The sequence below is a fragment of the Confluentibacter citreus genome (genome assembly GCF_002807055.1).
Classification (GTDB): domain Bacteria; phylum Bacteroidota; class Bacteroidia; order Flavobacteriales; family Flavobacteriaceae; genus Confluentibacter; species Confluentibacter citreus.
In genome coordinates, this window is sequence record NZ_NIXN01000004.1 from 26,975 (window position 1) to 42,845 (window position 15,871).

At 36.8% G+C, this 15,871-nt stretch carries 12 protein-coding genes; 2 read left to right on the forward strand and 10 right to left on the reverse strand.

Annotated elements, in window-relative coordinates; genetic code table 11:
• Positions 1–123: 123 nt before the first annotated feature.
• Positions 124–1,101 carry a GlxA family transcriptional regulator gene (locus CDH49_RS09425; RefSeq protein ID WP_100615272.1) on the forward strand — a complete coding sequence of 326 codons (978 nt, stop codon included), beginning with the start codon at positions 124–126 and terminating at the stop codon, positions 1,099–1,101.
• Here the strand turns inward: CDH49_RS09425 and CDH49_RS09430 are convergent.
• The 5 genes from CDH49_RS09430 to CDH49_RS09450 all read right to left on the reverse strand — a co-directional run bounded on the left by CDH49_RS09430 (position 1,098) and on the right by CDH49_RS09450 (position 6,781).
• Positions 1,098–2,015: a helix-turn-helix domain-containing protein gene (locus tag CDH49_RS09430; protein WP_100615273.1), complete on the reverse strand. Its 918-nt coding sequence runs from the start codon at positions 2,013–2,015 to the stop codon at positions 1,098–1,100. The genes CDH49_RS09425 and CDH49_RS09430 overlap by 4 nt on opposite strands.
• 9 nt (positions 2,016–2,024) lie before the next feature.
• Complete coding sequence (locus CDH49_RS09435) at positions 2,025–2,786, reverse strand: SDR family oxidoreductase (protein ID WP_100615274.1); 762 nt, start codon at positions 2,784–2,786, stop codon at positions 2,025–2,027.
• Between the two features lie 168 nt (positions 2,787–2,954).
• Complete coding sequence (locus CDH49_RS09440; protein ID WP_100615275.1) at positions 2,955–4,226, reverse strand: mandelate racemase/muconate lactonizing enzyme family protein; 1,272 nt, start codon at positions 4,224–4,226, stop codon at positions 2,955–2,957.
• Between the two features lie 62 nt (positions 4,227–4,288).
• Complete coding sequence (locus CDH49_RS09445; RefSeq protein WP_100615276.1) at positions 4,289–5,158, reverse strand: hydroxypyruvate isomerase family protein; 870 nt, start codon at positions 5,156–5,158, stop codon at positions 4,289–4,291.
• Between the two features lie 84 nt (positions 5,159–5,242).
• A complete protein-coding gene (locus tag CDH49_RS09450; protein WP_100615277.1) occupies positions 5,243–6,781 on the reverse strand; it encodes a glucuronyl esterase domain-containing protein in 1,539 nt (512 codons plus the stop codon).
• A 219-nt stretch (positions 6,782–7,000) separates the two neighbouring features.
• Here CDH49_RS09450 and CDH49_RS09455 point away from each other — a divergent pair, with 219 nt between their 5' ends.
• Positions 7,001–8,626: an ABC-F family ATP-binding cassette domain-containing protein gene (locus CDH49_RS09455; RefSeq protein WP_100615278.1), complete on the forward strand. Its 1,626-nt coding sequence runs from the start codon at positions 7,001–7,003 to the stop codon at positions 8,624–8,626.
• A gap of 35 nt (positions 8,627–8,661) precedes the next feature.
• Here the strand turns inward: CDH49_RS09455 and CDH49_RS09460 are convergent, their stop codons facing one another.
• The 5 genes from CDH49_RS09460 to CDH49_RS09480 form a co-directional block, all read right to left on the reverse strand.
• A complete protein-coding gene (locus CDH49_RS09460; RefSeq protein ID WP_100615279.1) occupies positions 8,662–8,898 on the reverse strand; it encodes a putative signal transducing protein in 237 nt (78 codons plus the stop codon).
• A 91-nt stretch (positions 8,899–8,989) separates the two neighbouring features.
• Complete coding sequence (gene pheT / locus CDH49_RS09465) at positions 8,990–11,416, reverse strand: phenylalanine--tRNA ligase subunit beta (RefSeq protein ID WP_100615280.1); 2,427 nt, start codon at positions 11,414–11,416, stop codon at positions 8,990–8,992.
• 98 nt (positions 11,417–11,514) lie between these two features.
• Complete coding sequence (gene miaE / locus CDH49_RS09470) at positions 11,515–12,096, reverse strand: tRNA-(ms[2]io[6]A)-hydroxylase (protein WP_100615281.1); 582 nt, start codon at positions 12,094–12,096, stop codon at positions 11,515–11,517.
• A 111-nt stretch (positions 12,097–12,207) separates the two neighbouring features.
• Positions 12,208–13,143, reverse strand: a complete 936-nt coding sequence (locus CDH49_RS09475; RefSeq protein ID WP_100615282.1) for a T9SS type A sorting domain-containing protein — start codon at positions 13,141–13,143, stop codon at positions 12,208–12,210.
• A gap of 152 nt (positions 13,144–13,295) precedes the next feature.
• Positions 13,296–15,833 carry a DUF559 domain-containing protein gene (locus CDH49_RS09480; protein WP_100615283.1) on the reverse strand — a complete coding sequence of 846 codons (2,538 nt, stop codon included), beginning with the start codon at positions 15,831–15,833 and terminating at the stop codon, positions 13,296–13,298.
• Positions 15,834–15,871 lie beyond the last annotated feature (38 nt).

A 15,871-nucleotide genomic window follows, 5' to 3' on the forward strand; every position in this document is an offset into this window, starting at 1 on the left:
ACGGGTTTTTATTTTCCAAAAATAAGGTCTAAAATCAGTCTTATATGTTGTCAATATAGACATTGTTGTGGGTTGATTTGGACAAATATTTAAAGTATATTTGTTTAGAAAAGTACAAACCACATGCAACATATTACGATATTGGTGCCAAATGGAGACGGTAACAACCTAAGTAGCATTGTAGGGTCTTATAAAATTTTTACCAGAGCCAATGCCCATTTTAAAATGATGGGTAAAAAGAAACTTTACACGATAGAAATAGCAGGAACATCAAGTATTGTCGATTATTACGAAGGTTTGTTTTCAGTAAAGCCACATACCCATATTGATGGCATAAAACAAACAAATTTGATTATCATTCCATCCCTTAATCATGATTATGTAAATGCGGTAAAACAAAATCAATCATTGATAGAATGGATTAAAAATCAATATAAGAATGGGGCAGAAGTGGCCGCTATTTGTACGGGGGCTTTTTTGTTGGCTACTTCGGGATTGTTGGATGGTAAAAGTTGTTCTACACATTGGGCTGCTGCCGATACTTTTAGGAATATGTTCCCAAACGTGAATCTTCAAAGAGATAGATTAATAACAGATGAGCACGGTATCTATACCAATGGTGGTGCCTATTCTTTTTTGAATTTGATACTTTACTTGGTAGAGAAATATTATGATAGGGAAACGGCTATATTTTGTTCCAAGGTCTTTCAGATTGAAATGGATAGGCAAAGTCAGTCGGAGTTTATCATTTTTAACGGACAAAAGCACCATAATGATGCTGTTGTATTGGAAGCCCAAAGCTTCATGGAACAGCATTATGGTGATAAAATTTCCATTGAGGATTTATCCAGCCAACTTCATGTCGGACGTCGGAATTTCGACAGACGTTTTATTCGAGCAACAGGCATAACGCCTTTGGATTATTTGCAACGTGTGAAAGTAGAAGCCGCCAAAAAATCTTTGGAAAGCACCAGAAAAACGGTTAACGAAGTCATGTATGATGTTGGTTATAGCGATACCAAAGCCTTTAGGGAGGTTTTTAATAGAGTGACGGGCATGTCGCCCATAGATTATAAAACGAAATACAATAAGGAAGGTTAATTAATGAAATTCTGTCTAAACTCTAATGGTGATTGATTGGTTTTACTTTTAAACAATTTGCTAAACGATTGCGAATGCTCGAAACCCAGTTGAAAGGCAATTTCGCTAATCGATAATTGGGTTGTTGAAAGTTGTTCTTTCGCCTTTTCAATTAATTTTTCGTGAATATGTTGCTGGGTAGTTTGTCCCGTTACATGTTTTAAAGTGCTGCTTAAATAATTGGGTGATACATGGAGTTGCTCTGCGATATAGTGCACGGAAGGCAAGCCAATAACAGTATCGCTATTAAAATAATTGGTTAAAACCTTTTCTAAAGCTTGCAATAGATTATGATTGCTTTTTTGTCGCGTTATAAACTGACGCTCGTAAAAGCGTTGGGCATAATTGAGCAATAATTCTATTTGAGAAATGATTATACTTTGGCTAAACTTATCAATATTTGATTGGTATTCCTGTTTGATATTCTTAAAAATATCAGCGATGATTTTTTCTTCTTTCTCCGATAGAAACAGGGCTTCGTTGATTGAATAATTAAAAAAATCGTAGTTTTTAATGGAAGTTGCTAAAGGCGTATTCCAAATAAAATCTGGATGGATTAGTAAAATCCACCCAGAAGGCTTTTTATTGGAATCGTTAGGAACATATTTAATATTCAATAACTGGTTAGGTGCAAAAAAAGACATTAACCCATCATTGAAATCATAGCTTTGCTGACCGTAACGATACGTTCCAGGGACATCTTTTTTAAGTGCTATGGAATAATAGGTTTGCAACCAGCTTACATCATCATGTTTTGGTGAATGTATGATGCCGCTGTAATCAATCACACTAATCAATGGATGTTCTGGCTTAGGTAATTGCCTAATATCATGAAACTCACTAATGGAATTGATTTTTATGATCTTGCTTTTCATAGTGCAAATTTAAAGAAATATGCCACCAGAAACTTCCAACCGTTGCCCATTAATCCATTTGGCGTCTTCGGTACATAAGAAAGCGACAACACTTCCAATATCATCAGCTTCTCCCACACGCCCTAGTGCTGTAAAATTGGCAACCGCTTCTCGTTTTTTCTCATTCGTTTTATTTTCTCCGCCACCAAACTCCGTAGCGATGGCACCAGGTGCTACCACATTAGCGACGATACGACGCGGTGATAATTCTTTTGCTAAATAGCGTGTAAATACTTCTACAGCACCTTTCATACTTGCATAAGCGGATGCGTTTGGGAAACTGAAACGTGCTAATCCCGATGAAATATTAATAATTCTACCGCCATCATTTAAAAAAGGCAATGCTTTTTGGGTTAGAAAATAAACACCTTTGTAATGAATGTTAAACATATCGTCTAAATCGGCCTCGGTAGTGTCCACAAAAGGTTTGTACAGTCCTGTGCCAGCATTATTTATAAGAAAATCGAAGCGCCCTTCTGTATTTTGGAACTTTAAATAGTTTGAAAGTTGCTTGAAAAAATCATCAAACTCATTGGGTTTACTTGCATCAAGTTGAAATGCTTCGGCTTTTCTACCTAATTGATGGATTTCAGCAACAACGTCATTGGCAGCATCTTGATTTGAATGATACGTTATAATGACATCTATTCCCTTTTTGGCAATATTAATAGCCATGTCTCTTCCCAATCCTCTGCTTCCGCCCGTTATTAATGCAATTTTAGTTTCTGTCATGTTATGTGTTTTTAATATTCATTACAAATTTCGTTAATAGATATTGAATGAATGTAGCCAAATCTTTGTGTTTTGTAGCCGAAATTGTTACTTATGTCTAATTTGGTTATTTCATAAAAAACGCCAACTAAATTGTTGGCGTTTTGTTTTCATTTAAATAGTTTTCCATTAATCCCACCAAGTTTCACCTTTAACCAAATATTTCTCTTTAATGAGTTTTTCATTCAGTTCAATACCAAAACCAGGTCGGTCACTTAATTGAATATGGCCTTTTACAATCATTTCTTTATCATAGCCTAATACATCTGGATCGCCATTAATACCACGACCAGCACGATTCATAGGGTTAAAAATGAAGGCTTCATGAGCGACAAACTCCCTTACCGATGCTGCAAAATTAGCCGATGCAATAGTAGCAATCGGGCCTGCTACATTATGCGTACACACAGGCATGTAATATAGTTCTGCTAGGTCGGCAATCTTTTTAGCTTCCAGTAAACCACCAGCCATGGAGACATCAATTTCAATCATGTTTACCCCTTGGTTCACGATAAATGGACGGAAATCATCACGTGTGTATAGATTTTCACCAGTTAAAACAGGAACAGGCGATTGTTCGGTCAGCTTTACCCATTGCTCATTGTAAGCTATAGGCAGCGGATCTTCAATCCATGCTGGACGCATCGGTGCTACGGCACGGCAAAGGCGCAGGGAACTGTCAAAATCGAATTCCCAATGGCAATGCACGGCAATATCAAATTCAGTCCCCAAAGCTTCACGCATGTTATTAAAACCTTTGGCAATAGTATCCACTCCAGTATTGGATAATCGGCGGTTGTTCAAACTGTTCCATCGTTGGTCACGATCGATATCGCTTTTACAAGCCGTCCACCCTTGGTTTTTCATCAGTTCGGCAAATTCCTGTACGGAATCTTTTTCCAGCATATTTCTGGGTCTGGCGGAGGCATAGGCACGGACTTCATTCACATGCGCACCTCCACCTAATATTTTACGGACGGGTTGGTCGGTGATTTTACCAATCAAATCCCAAAGGGCAAATTCTACACCCGTAATGGCGTGCGTTGCCAAACCGTGATTGCCACCGTAGTACGACGTTCTGGTACTCATTTTAAAGACTAAATATTCTAAATCCATAGGGTCTTTACCCATTAAAATGGGTTTACAAACATTCAGAACAATGTCTTTTGCGCCATGTCCGTTTTCGTCGTGGTGGCATTCGCCAATACCCACTAAACCGGCATCGGTAGTGATTTTTACTATCGGACTTACACGCATACTACCCATTTGGGTAAGGACACATTTAACGTCTGTTATTTTTACTTTTTTAGCTAGCGGATTTGCCCAAAGGTTATAATAGGGCGTAAACATCATGGCAGGTGCGGTAATGGCCATGTTGCGAATAAACGTTCGTCTTTTCATTTTTAGTTTAGTTTGAGTTTGATCAATAAATATAAAAAAATAAAGTAATCAGTTATTTGGAACTATACATCACATATGGTAACACCTTGTTTTAAAGCAGCGATAGGGTCATCCCATGAAGGCACAAACTCTTGGGCAACATAGCCTTTGTAGCCTGTTTTTAAAATGGCTTTCATAATGGCGGGGTAAAATAGCTCTTGGGTGTCGTCAATTTCATGCCGTCCCGGGTTTCCTCCTGTGTGGTAATGACCGATGTATTGGTGATAATCTTGAATGTTTCTAATGATATCACCTTCCATGATTTGCATATGGTAAATATCGTATAAAAGTTTTATATGATTGGAGTTCAGTTTTTTACAGAGTGCTACGCCCCAAGCCGTGTGATCGCACATATAATCTTTATGATCTACTTTGGAGTTGAGTAGTTCCATCTGTAAAACAACACCATGCTTTTCTGCAAGTGGTAGAATTTGTTTCAAACCAGTTACACAGTTTTTTAGACCAACAGAATCATCCATGCCTCTGCGATTGCCACTAAAGCAAATAAGGTTGGTATAACCGGCTTTTGCTACTTTTGGAATCATTTCGGAATAATTTTTAATCAATTGCGCATGGAATTTGGTGTCGCACCAACCATCGGATAGACCAAGTTCTGCTCCCCAGCACATGGAGGCATGGATGTTATATTTTTTCAATAGAGGCCAATCTTCAGGGCCAACCAAATCCATGGCTTTTATGCCTAGGTTATTGAAATGTTGTAATAATTTCTCTAAGGGAATGTCTTTGTAGCACCATCGACAGGCACTGTGATGTATATTATTTTTCAATTTTGAGGATTTTTGCTGGAGGCTGGTAGCGGGGAAAGCATCTAAGTGGGTTAAGGTGCCTACTGAGACTGCCATGGTTGAGGCAATAAATGTCCGTCTTTTCATTTTTGGTTTAGTTTAGTTTCTAAATATAAAAAACTCCAGCGTAAAACGTTGGAGTTCAAAAGTTAAAATTTTATAGGTCTTATATTAATTAGGTTTATAGCCTAATTTCTGACTTGCCCAAGGAATAAAATGTTGAAAGTTCGGTGCATCGGTATGTCCGCCATCATGTTGTCTCCATGCCAATTCACCATCAAGCATGCCGGTTAACATAGGAGGCATCACTTCTTTATTATAATCATTGGAAACACCTAAATCTTTTACACCTAGCAATTTAAATACAGAACCCGCGGCAATGGTTGCTTGATAACTTCCTTTTTGATCCAACCAAAGTGCATCCCCTTTTTCTGGAATGCCATAACTAATAAACGTTAATTTAGGAGCGGCTAATGCAAGAAGTTGATGGGAATCAACCGATAAATCACAACCCGTCATTTTTCCTAATTTTCCTTTTTCAGCTGAATATTTAATGTAGTTACCAGCCATCCAATGATATTCGCCAGAGCTACCAAGGTTTTCAACCGCTTCACCAAATACGCGACGGTGTAGTGTAGCACCACCTTTACCAGAAGAACCAATCAGTCCTAAAGCAAAACTCGGCTCCAAAGCCAAGGTGACCAAAGCGGCTTTTCCATAACGGGAAACGCCTTCAATACCTACTTTTTTAGCATCTACCAAGGGATCCGTTTCTAAATAATCCAATCCGCGAGCAGCGCCCCAAGCCCAAGCTCGAAGTGAACCCCATTGTTCTGGAGTACGTGGTTGGCCTTTGTTTACTAATCCAATAATACCTCTTGTAAGTCCAGCACCATTATCAGCTTGGATACTACCCGTTGAAATGGTAGCATAGCCCCAACCTGCGGCCAGTAATTGCTCGGTTGGCGGTGAGTTGCCATCTACAGGAGGTGCAAAAAAGCTTGGTCCCGCCAATCTGGTGATGGGATTGTATGCAGGATATTTGTTGAAAATAGCTTCCATTTCTGGGTCACTAGCAATCATCATGCTTTTAAAGGATTTATTTATTTTTTCAAGATCTTCTGGAGATGGTTGTGCCGGTGCTGGTAATTGTGGATTTCCAAACATCATAAGCACAGGAACAGGACCTTTTACATTTGTGGGTATAACCACTACCATTTCTATATCTACATTAATTAGTGGATAGGCACTATTATCGACATGGCCAACTAATTTTTTTGCAATAACTGGAATACGTCCAACACGCTCGTTATCCACAATTTCTACTTTCCAGGTTACATTTGGTACGTTATCAGGAATGCGTCCATAAACTTCACGCTCGAATACTTCAACCAATTCTGGTCTTCGGGTATTCCACCACATATCCGGAGTAGTTACTTTTTTGCCTTTGCTGGTTACTAAAATCTCAGGTAATTCTGGACATGGGTTAGCTAAAGCTTCATCATAATTTGCCGAGTTTGGATTTGTAGGATCTCCACTTTTACCGGGTCTTACTTCGGTAATGCCCAATTGTTGCATCATATTGGCATGGTCTTCTTGCGCTGTAAATGTGGTTAAAGGAGGGTGTTTACTGGTGTCTATTGGCGTGTTTTGCGCTATTGTAATATGGATGGCGCTTAACATCATCATGGATAGTACTAGTTGTTTCATAATGTTATTTAGTTAGTTTTTAGGTGGTAGATAAAACTAAACTTTTTTTATAAGCTCAATAAAAAAAATATGTTAAAATATATTTGGTTTATAATTGTAGATTTGAGACAGGTTACGACATCCTGTTAGCATTGGATTTTGCGTTTTATTAAAAACAATGCCCTAAGTTTCGCCTTCCCGTTTCATTTTTCTACTTTTGCAAAAAAATAAGCAAGCATTATGTTATCAGTTTCAAACCTTTCAGTTCAATTTGGCAAGCGCATTCTTTTTGATGAGGTAAGTACTACCTTCACACAAGGAAATTGCTATGGTATTATTGGCGCAAACGGTTCGGGAAAATCGACCTTTTTAAAGATCATTTCGGGGAAGGCAGACCCAACGTCTGGACAGGTACATTTAGAGCCTGGCAAACGTATGTCTGTGCTGGAACAAGACCATAATCTATATGATGAGCATACGGTTTTAGAAACGGTTTTAATGGGTAACAAACCACTTTTTAAAATCAAAAGTGAGATGGATGCTTTGTATGCCGATTATTCTGATGAGAATGCTGACAAGATAGGCGAATTGCAAGTGCAGTTTGAAGAAATGAATGGTTGGAATGCCGACAGTGATGCCGCTGCCATGTTATCGAGTTTGGGCATTAAAGAAGAGTTTCATTATATTTTGATGAAAGACCTTGATGGAAAGCAAAAAGTACGTGTGCTATTAGCACAGGCATTATTTGGAAATCCGGATGTGCTGATTATGGATGAGCCTACCAACGATTTGGATTATGAAACGATTCAATGGTTGGAAAACTTTTTAGCCAATTATGAAAACTGTGTGATTGTAGTATCACATGACCGTCACTTTTTAGATGCGGTTTGTACCCACATTTCAGATATTGATTTTGGAAAAATTAACCATTATTCCGGGAATTATACATTCTGGTATGAATCTTCACAATTAGCAGCTCGCCAACGTGCACAACAAAATAAGAAAGCTGAAGAAAAGAAAAAGGAATTGGAAGAATTTATCCGTCGTTTTTCTGCAAACGTAGCTAAGAGTAAACAAGCTACCAGTAGAAAGAAAATGATTGATAAATTGAATATTTCTGATATCAGACCAACAAGTCGACGTTATCCTGCCATTATTTTTGAACGTGACAGGGAAGCAGGTGATCAAATTTTAAATATTCAAGGTTTAGCAGCATCCGTAGATGGTGAAGTATTGTTTAAGGATATCGATTTGAATCTTACTAAAGGAGATAAAATAGTGGTTTTTTCAAAAGATTCAAGAGCAACCACAGCTTTTTATCAAATATTAAACAATAAAGAAAAACCAGATGCTGGTAAATTTGATTGGGGAATTACAACCACACAATCGTATCTTCCACTTGATAATAGTGAATACTTCAATAATAATTTATCGCTAGTAGATTGGTTACGCCAATGGGCAACCACCGAAGAAGAACGCGAAGAAGTTTATATCCGTGGTTTTTTAGGAAAAATGATTTTTAGTGGGGAAGAAGCCTTAAAAAAATCGAATGTGCTTTCTGGAGGTGAAAAAGTGCGTTGTATGTTAAGCAGAATGATGATGGTAAGAGCTAATGTGCTGATGCTTGATGAACCGACGAATCACTTAGATTTAGAAAGTATTACGGCGTTTAACAATTCACTTAAGAATTTTAAAGGCACTATGTTGTTTACCACCCATGACCATGAGTTTGCCCAAACGGTAGCGAATAGGGTCGTGGAGTTAACTCCAAATGGCATCATTGATAGATATACGACGTTTGATGAGTATATGCAAGACCCAAAAATTAAGGAGTTGCGCAACAAAATGTATTCAGTAACAGCTTAATTTTTTGTCATTTCTGCTTTCACAGGAATGACAAATTATGACTGAAATTCAGCAGTAACGCTTTCAACAACTTCAACAGCTTTGTTAAGTTCGTCCTTATGGACGTAAATTTCTTGAAGTCCTTGAATGGATGCCCCAAAACCAGCTAAACGTCCAGATTCCGTTTCATCTTTTACAACGGGGTTGATGCCAATATGATTTAGTTTCTCTGAGATACGTTGTACGATGATGAAATTTCCAGTAAATATTTTTATATAATTAGAATCCGACATATTTTTTAGTTTAGTGTTTCCTAAATATACAAAATAATAAAGCCAGTTTTAGCTGGCTTTATTATTTTATTAACACTAACAAATCTTGTGATTATCTCAATTCAGCACCTAATTGGCTTTCAAATTGTTTTTGAAGCGTACTCATGATGTTATCAATTTGCTTATCGGTAAGGGTGTTGTTTTCGTCTTGTAATGTAAAACTAACCGCATAGCTTTTTTTGCCTTGAGGTAGATTCTTCCCTTGATACACATCAAATAAATTCACGCCTTTAAGCAATTGTTTTTCACTTTGTTTGGCTATTTTGTAAATGGATTCAAACGTGATATTTTCATCAATTAGCAAAGCGAAATCCCTACGGACTTCGGGATATTTAGGAATGGCTTTAAACTTAATGGCATTCGACTTGATGACTTCTAAAATAGCGTCCCATTTGATATCAGCAAATAGTACCTCTTGGGAAATATCAAAATGTTTAAGAATGGATTTTTTAACAAGACCAAAATCTACCAATTGTTTTTTTCCTAAACCGATGGTTAATCCTTCACTAAATAAATCGTTATTCATAGGGGTTTCAACATATCTTGAAATTCCTAATCGTTCTAATAAAGCATTAATAGTTCCTTTAAGAAAAAAGAAATCGCTTTTTTCGTTTGGAGCATGCCAATGTTCCTGGTTTTTATTACCTGTTACAAAAACGGTAAGGTGTTTGAATTCTTCTCGTTTGTCATTGTAAACATGATAGGTTTTTCCAAATTCGAACAGTTTCAAATCACCACGTTTTCTATTGATATTATATGAAAGCGCTTCCAGTCCAGAAAACAATAAAGATTGTCTTAAAACGGATAAGTCGCCACTTAGCGGATTTAATATGGTAATGTTATGTTCCTCTTTTAATTGGTCGCTTAAAGCTGTATAGTTAGGCGTCGTAAGCGAGTTAGCCATAATCTCCAAAAAGCCTTGTGCGGCTAATTGATTGCCAACGATGTTTTGTATTTTATGATCTTCAAAACGAGAGGAAGTGGAAACCGAAGCATTTAGTTTTTCGGTTACTTGAATATTATTATAGCCATAAACACGCAGAATCTCTTCAATAATATCTGCTTCGCGAAGCACATCATTTCTATAAGCTGGTACCGTTAAACCTAAGCCAGTTTCTGTTACATTATTTATTTTGATTTCTAACGACGTTAAAATACGCTTAATAGTTTCCTTAGGAATTTCTTCACCAATTAACTTTTTGGCATTTTCAAAACTTAAACGTACTTGAAAATCCTCAATTTTTTTAGGATAAATATCAATAATATCACTTGTAATTTCGCCACCAGCAACTTCCTGAATCAGTAATGCAGCGCTTTTTAGCGCATATTCGGTAATATTAGGGTCAATACCTCGTTCAAACCTAAAAGAGGCATCGGTATTCAATCCGTGTCGCTTTGCGGATTTCCGAATACTTACAGGATTAAAATAAGCACTTTCTAAGAAAATGCTTGTAGTGTTTTCTGAAACACCGGAATGGATACCACCAAAAACACCAGCAATGCACATGGGTTTTTCGGCATCACAAATCATTAAATCATCTTCGTGCAGTTCACGTTCAACACCATCAAGGGTTGTGAATTTTGTTCCAGAAGGTACTGTTTTGACTTCAATTTTATTACCTGAAATTTTAGCGGCATCAAAGGCATGGAGCGGCTGGCCTAAATCGTGCAATACATAATTAGTAGCATCTACAATGTTATTTATCGGCTTTAATCCAATAGCTCTAAGGCGGTTTTGCAACCAAATAGGGGATGTTTCTACTTTTATTCCAGAAATGGTTAAGCCACAGTAACGAGGTGCCAATTCTTTATTTTTAACATCAACATCTATTTTTAATGTTCTACTATCAATATGAAAAGCGCTCACAGAGGGTGTGATAAACTCTAAAGTAATATCTTTTTGAATCAACCCCGCTTTTAAATCACGCGCAGTTCCTAAATGACTCATGGCATCTGCTCTATTAGGGGTTAATCCGATTTCAAAAACATGATCGTTTTCAACATCAAAAATATCTGCTACAGGTGTGCCTACTTTACACGATTCATCAAGTACCAAAATACCTTCGTGCGATGCCCCTAAACTAAGCTCGTCTTCAGCACAAATCATCCCATGACTTTCTTCACCACGAATATTTCCTTTTTTAATGGTCCAAGATTCACCTTCTTTGGAGTAGAGTACAGTTCCAATAGTGGCGACGGGTACTTTTTGACCAACAGCTACATTTGGAGCGCCACAGACAATTTGCAAGGGATTTTCTTCTCCAGTATTAACGGTTGTTATTCTTAATTTATCCGCATTGGGGTGTTTAATACACGTTAAAACCTCTCCAACCACAACACCTTCTAGTCCACCTTTTACAGATTGATAGGACTCAATGCCTTCAACCTCAAGGCCTAAGTCTGTCAGCAATTCGGCAGTTTGTTCAGGTGTCCAATCAATCTTTATAAATTGTTTTAACCAATTGTATGAAATCTTCATGAAATATTACTGTTTTAATAAGCTAGCAAAGATAAAATATTGAAGCTAGCATTCAAATATTGCTATATAATTTATAGATAAAATAGTAGACTGATTTTTTAGCCGTGTATGGTTTCATGTTTACCATAGTTTTTAATAACATGGCTTTCAAATTCAACAAGTTCCTTCCAGCGTTTATCTACGTCAATATCTTTTCCATATTTTCTAGCGAAGCCGATAAAGGTTGTGTAATGTCCAGCCTCACTTATCATTAAATCATGGTAGAATTTTGAAAGTTCTGGGTCTTTTATTTCTTTAGAAAGCAGTTTAAAACGTTCGCAGCTTCTCGCTTCAATCATGGCTGAAAACAAGAGCCTATCTACCATACATTGTAGTCTATTTCCGCCTTTGTTCATGAATTTATAAAGCTCATTTACATAACTATCCCTACGTTCCCTGCCTAGTTTGTAGCCCCGTTTCTTAATGATATCGTGAACCATTTGAAAGTGTTCCAATTCCTCTTTGGCAAGTTCCAATAATTCGGTAACCAAATCGGTATATTCAGAATTTAAAGTAATTATAGTGATGGCATTCGTGGCAGCTTTTTGCTCGCACCATGCATGATCAGTAAGTATTTCTTCAATATTACCTTTAACTATATTTACCCACCTAGGGTCGGTTTCTAATTTTAAATGGAGCATGACTTAAATTTTAAGTAAATATAAGCAATAGCAATACGAATACACCTTTCCTTAAATGAATTAGACCAAAAGACTTAGTTTAATAAACTGAATGAAATAAAAAAAATAAAATTATTCTATAACCAATTTGGTAGAGTATAAATGGTCTTTGCTGCTTAAAGTGAAAAAATAAAGCCCTGATTTTAAATATCCTATTTCCAATTCTTCAACATCATTTTTGAATTCTAAATTTACCTTTCTGGATAATTGTTTGCCAACAATATCCATAATGGTAACCTTATAAGAATTAGGTTGAATACCAGTAACGGATAGTTTGTTCGATGAAGCTAGTGGGTTAGGGAAAACCTTGAAGTTTTTCCCATTGGTAATATCTGTAACCGATAATGTGTTAGTTGTGCATTCCGCTTCATCAATACTTAAACTAGTAGGATTGGATACAACGCTTTTACTTAGCACTATTCTATCTAATAGGTGGAATTCTGAACGTGCAGATATTTCCATGGTATATGTCCCAGGAGTATCAAATTGCACAAATATATTATGAGGATCGTTGTCGCTTGTGCTCGCAGACCAATTCCAATTTGTAGTTTCGCTAGAATATACTTTGAACCAGCCGTCCGATCCTGAACCTTCTGGAGTTGGCGTTTTACCGCTTCCTTTTGGATAAACAATGCTTGAGCCCCTTTGGCCGAAGAAATCATCAGCATCTGGAAAACGCAGCCAAGTGTCATTTTCATCAGTAGGGCTAGTGCCAGCGCCAACTTTAGAACGCCATTGAAATCTGTATAGACCAGTATTGTTTATCTTTATATTTACAGAAAATTTACCAGTGCCAGGCGTGTTAAAATAACTTCCATTTCCCCATTCTAAATATCCGCTACCGGAAAATCCAACAACATCATTCTCAACAGACCATAGTCCACCCGTATCAATGTCTTCAGCCTCTATAACAACTATGTTGTTCGTTTCTTCGTAAAAGCAATTTGAGGTCTGGGAAAACACACTTAATTGTATAAATATAAAAGTGTAAAAAGTAATAGATTTCATTTTATGAGGGATTAAATTTTGTATTGAGAGAACAATGAAAAAGTGTCTTTTTTTATTCTGGCAATATTAGTAATTAAATTCTTTAAATAAAAATTAAATATCGAACTAATTAACGCATTATCAACGTGCTAAAGTAAACGGGTCTTGACATGTTAACTTATATAATTCCAGATATTTTTAAATTTAGCTAATTCTTGATAGGTGTTAAGAATGGCTTTGTTTTCAGAATGAGACAGTGATGGATCCGTATTTAATACCTTTTTAGCATAAAAACGAGCATTTTGTAAGATGTCTTTATCTTTAATAATGTCAGCTATTTTTAAATTTAAAACCCCACTTTGCTGCGTTCCCATAATATCACCGGGGCCTCGCAAGCGTAAATCGACTTCAGCAATTTCAAATCCGTCACTCGTTCTCACCATCGTTTCCAATCGGGTTTTACTGTCGACGCTCAACTTATGGCTCGTCATTAAAATGCAATAACTTTGTTCGGCACCTCGACCTACTCGTCCGCGTAATTGATGCAATTGTGATAAGCCAAAGCGTTCCGCACTTTCAATAATCATAACCGATGCATTAGGTACGTTAACGCCAACTTCAATAACAGTTGTTGCAACCATGATGTTTGTTTCGCCTTTTATGAAACGTTGCATTTCATAATCTTTATCGGCTGGTTTCATTTTTCCATGGACAATGGATATTTGATAATGTGGCTTAGGAAAATCACGCTCGATACTGGCATAGCCGTCCATCAAATCTTTATAATCCATAGTTTCACTTTCTTGGATTAACGGATAGACAATATAAATCTGTCTACCCTTCGCAATTTCATCTCGCATAAATTTGAAAACATTCAGTCGGTTTTTATCATAACGATGTACGGTTTTTATGGACTTTCTTCCAGGTGGTAATTCGTCAATAATGGAGATGTCTAAATCGCCATAAACCGACATTGCTAATGTTCGTGGAATGGGTGTTGCCGTCATGATTAAAACATGTGGTGGGATAGAAGCCCCACCAACCTCCCCAGAAGGGAGGCTTTCTAATAATTTCTCAATATATAACAACACATTATCAATGTCTCCAATCACTTGTTGGTTAGTAAATCTAATAACTTTAAAACCAATCTCATTTAATATTTGGGTACGCAAATCATCAGCTTCTTTTTGCTCAATGGTATTATGGTAACCTCCGTCAATTTCAATGATTAGATTTTTTTCAAGACAAACAAAATCAACTATAAATTCATCGATGATATGTTGCCTTCTAAATTTATGGTTAAGTTTTTTATTTCTCAAACATTCCCACAAAATAGATTCCGCTTGAGTAGTGTGTTTTTTGTTTTCAGATTGAAGTTCTTTCAATAAATTATAGGTTGATGGACGAGCCGTCATATATTTTTGGCGGATAGTTTTTGCTTCCTCCCAATGGGAGGATTGAGGAGGGCCTTTTCTCCACAATTTACTTCGTTGCTCTACGCCAAAACGATGTTGTTCATCTATGATAGCAAGCCCTAAATTTTTGAATTTCACTTTGTTTTCGAGCAGTGCATGCGTGCCAATTAAAATGTCTAACTCACCATTTTCAAGCATTTCGTGAATTTTTTTTCGTTCTGAAGTTTTAGTTGAACCAGTGAGTATTTTTATACTGATATTCAATTTATTACATAGTTCTACTAATCCATTATAGTGTTGGACTGACAAAATTTCAGTCGGGGCCATTAAACATGTTTGAAAACCGTTGTCAAGTGCGATTAACATTGACATAAATGCTACAATGGTCTTTCCAGAACCTACATCACCCTGTAACAATCGATTCATTTGTGCATTACTGCCTAAATCGGCTCTAATTTCTTTTAAAACGCGTTTCTGTGCATTGGTCAATTCGAAGGGTAAATGATTATTAAAAAACGTATTAAAATGGGTGCCGACTTTCTCAAAAGGAAAGCCTTTTATTTTCGATTTATGAATGAGATTTTTTAGAATCAGTTGCAATTGAATATAGAAAAATTCCTCAAACTTTAATCGGTATTGCGCACGTGCTAAGAGCTCTTGATTTTTTGGAAAATGCACATTAAAAAGTGCATCACTTTTATTAATTAACTTCAGTTCAGAAAGGATGTTTTCAGAAAGTGTTTCCTTAAATCTGCCATTGGTTTCCAAAAAAAGCTGCTGCATAATTTTGCTAATCACTCGGTTGGTGATGCCTTTATTGGATAGTTTTTCTGTGGATGGATATACCGGTTGCATGGCAGAACGCAAATTTTTTTCATGTTCTTCTAGCAATTCCATTTCGGGATGCGGCATACTAAATCTGCCATTAAACCAATTGGTTTTTCCGAAAATAACATACGGTGTATTTAATTTGATGCTTTCACGAATCCATTTTTGACCCCTAAACCAAACCAATTCCATCACGCCCGTTTCATCTTGAAAGGTGGCGACCAAACGTTTTCCTTGTTGTTGTGCAACTTCTTTGAATTCGGTTATTTTTCCAATGACTTGTACATCGGCATTATTGCGCTGCAGTAGGTTGATTTTGTAATACTGTGTTCTATCAATATATCTATTTGGAAACAAGTTGATTAAATCCTGATAGGTGTGAATACCCAACTCCGTACGTAGCAAATCTGCCCGATTGGGGCCAACGCCTTTTAAATAATCTATGGGAGTTTGAAGATTGGTGTTCATAGAACTAAAATACTGCTTTTGGTAATAATGACAAGGAT

Coding starts and splice junctions, on each gene's coding strand:
- CDH49_RS09425 (WP_100615272.1), top strand. CDS start 124: ATGCAACATATTACGATATTGGTGCCAAATGGAGACGGTAACAACCTA.
- CDH49_RS09430 (WP_100615273.1), bottom strand. CDS start 2,015: ATGAAAAGCAAGATCATAAAAATCAATTCCATTAGTGAGTTTCATGAT.
- CDH49_RS09435 (WP_100615274.1), bottom strand. CDS start 2,786: ATGACAGAAACTAAAATTGCATTAATAACGGGCGGAAGCAGAGGATTG.
- CDH49_RS09440 (WP_100615275.1), bottom strand. CDS start 4,226: ATGAAAAGACGAACGTTTATTCGCAACATGGCCATTACCGCACCTGCC.
- CDH49_RS09445 (WP_100615276.1), bottom strand. CDS start 5,158: ATGAAAAGACGGACATTTATTGCCTCAACCATGGCAGTCTCAGTAGGC.
- CDH49_RS09450 (WP_100615277.1), bottom strand. CDS start 6,781: ATGAAACAACTAGTACTATCCATGATGATGTTAAGCGCCATCCATATT.
- CDH49_RS09455 (WP_100615278.1), top strand. CDS start 7,001: ATGTTATCAGTTTCAAACCTTTCAGTTCAATTTGGCAAGCGCATTCTT.
- CDH49_RS09460 (WP_100615279.1), bottom strand. CDS start 8,898: ATGTCGGATTCTAATTATATAAAAATATTTACTGGAAATTTCATCATC.
- pheT (WP_100615280.1), bottom strand. CDS start 11,416: ATGAAGATTTCATACAATTGGTTAAAACAATTTATAAAGATTGATTGG.
- miaE (WP_100615281.1), bottom strand. CDS start 12,096: ATGCTCCATTTAAAATTAGAAACCGACCCTAGGTGGGTAAATATAGTT.
- CDH49_RS09475 (WP_100615282.1), bottom strand. CDS start 13,143: ATGAAATCTATTACTTTTTACACTTTTATATTTATACAATTAAGTGTG.
- CDH49_RS09480 (WP_100615283.1), bottom strand. CDS start 15,833: ATGAACACCAATCTTCAAACTCCCATAGATTATTTAAAAGGCGTTGGC.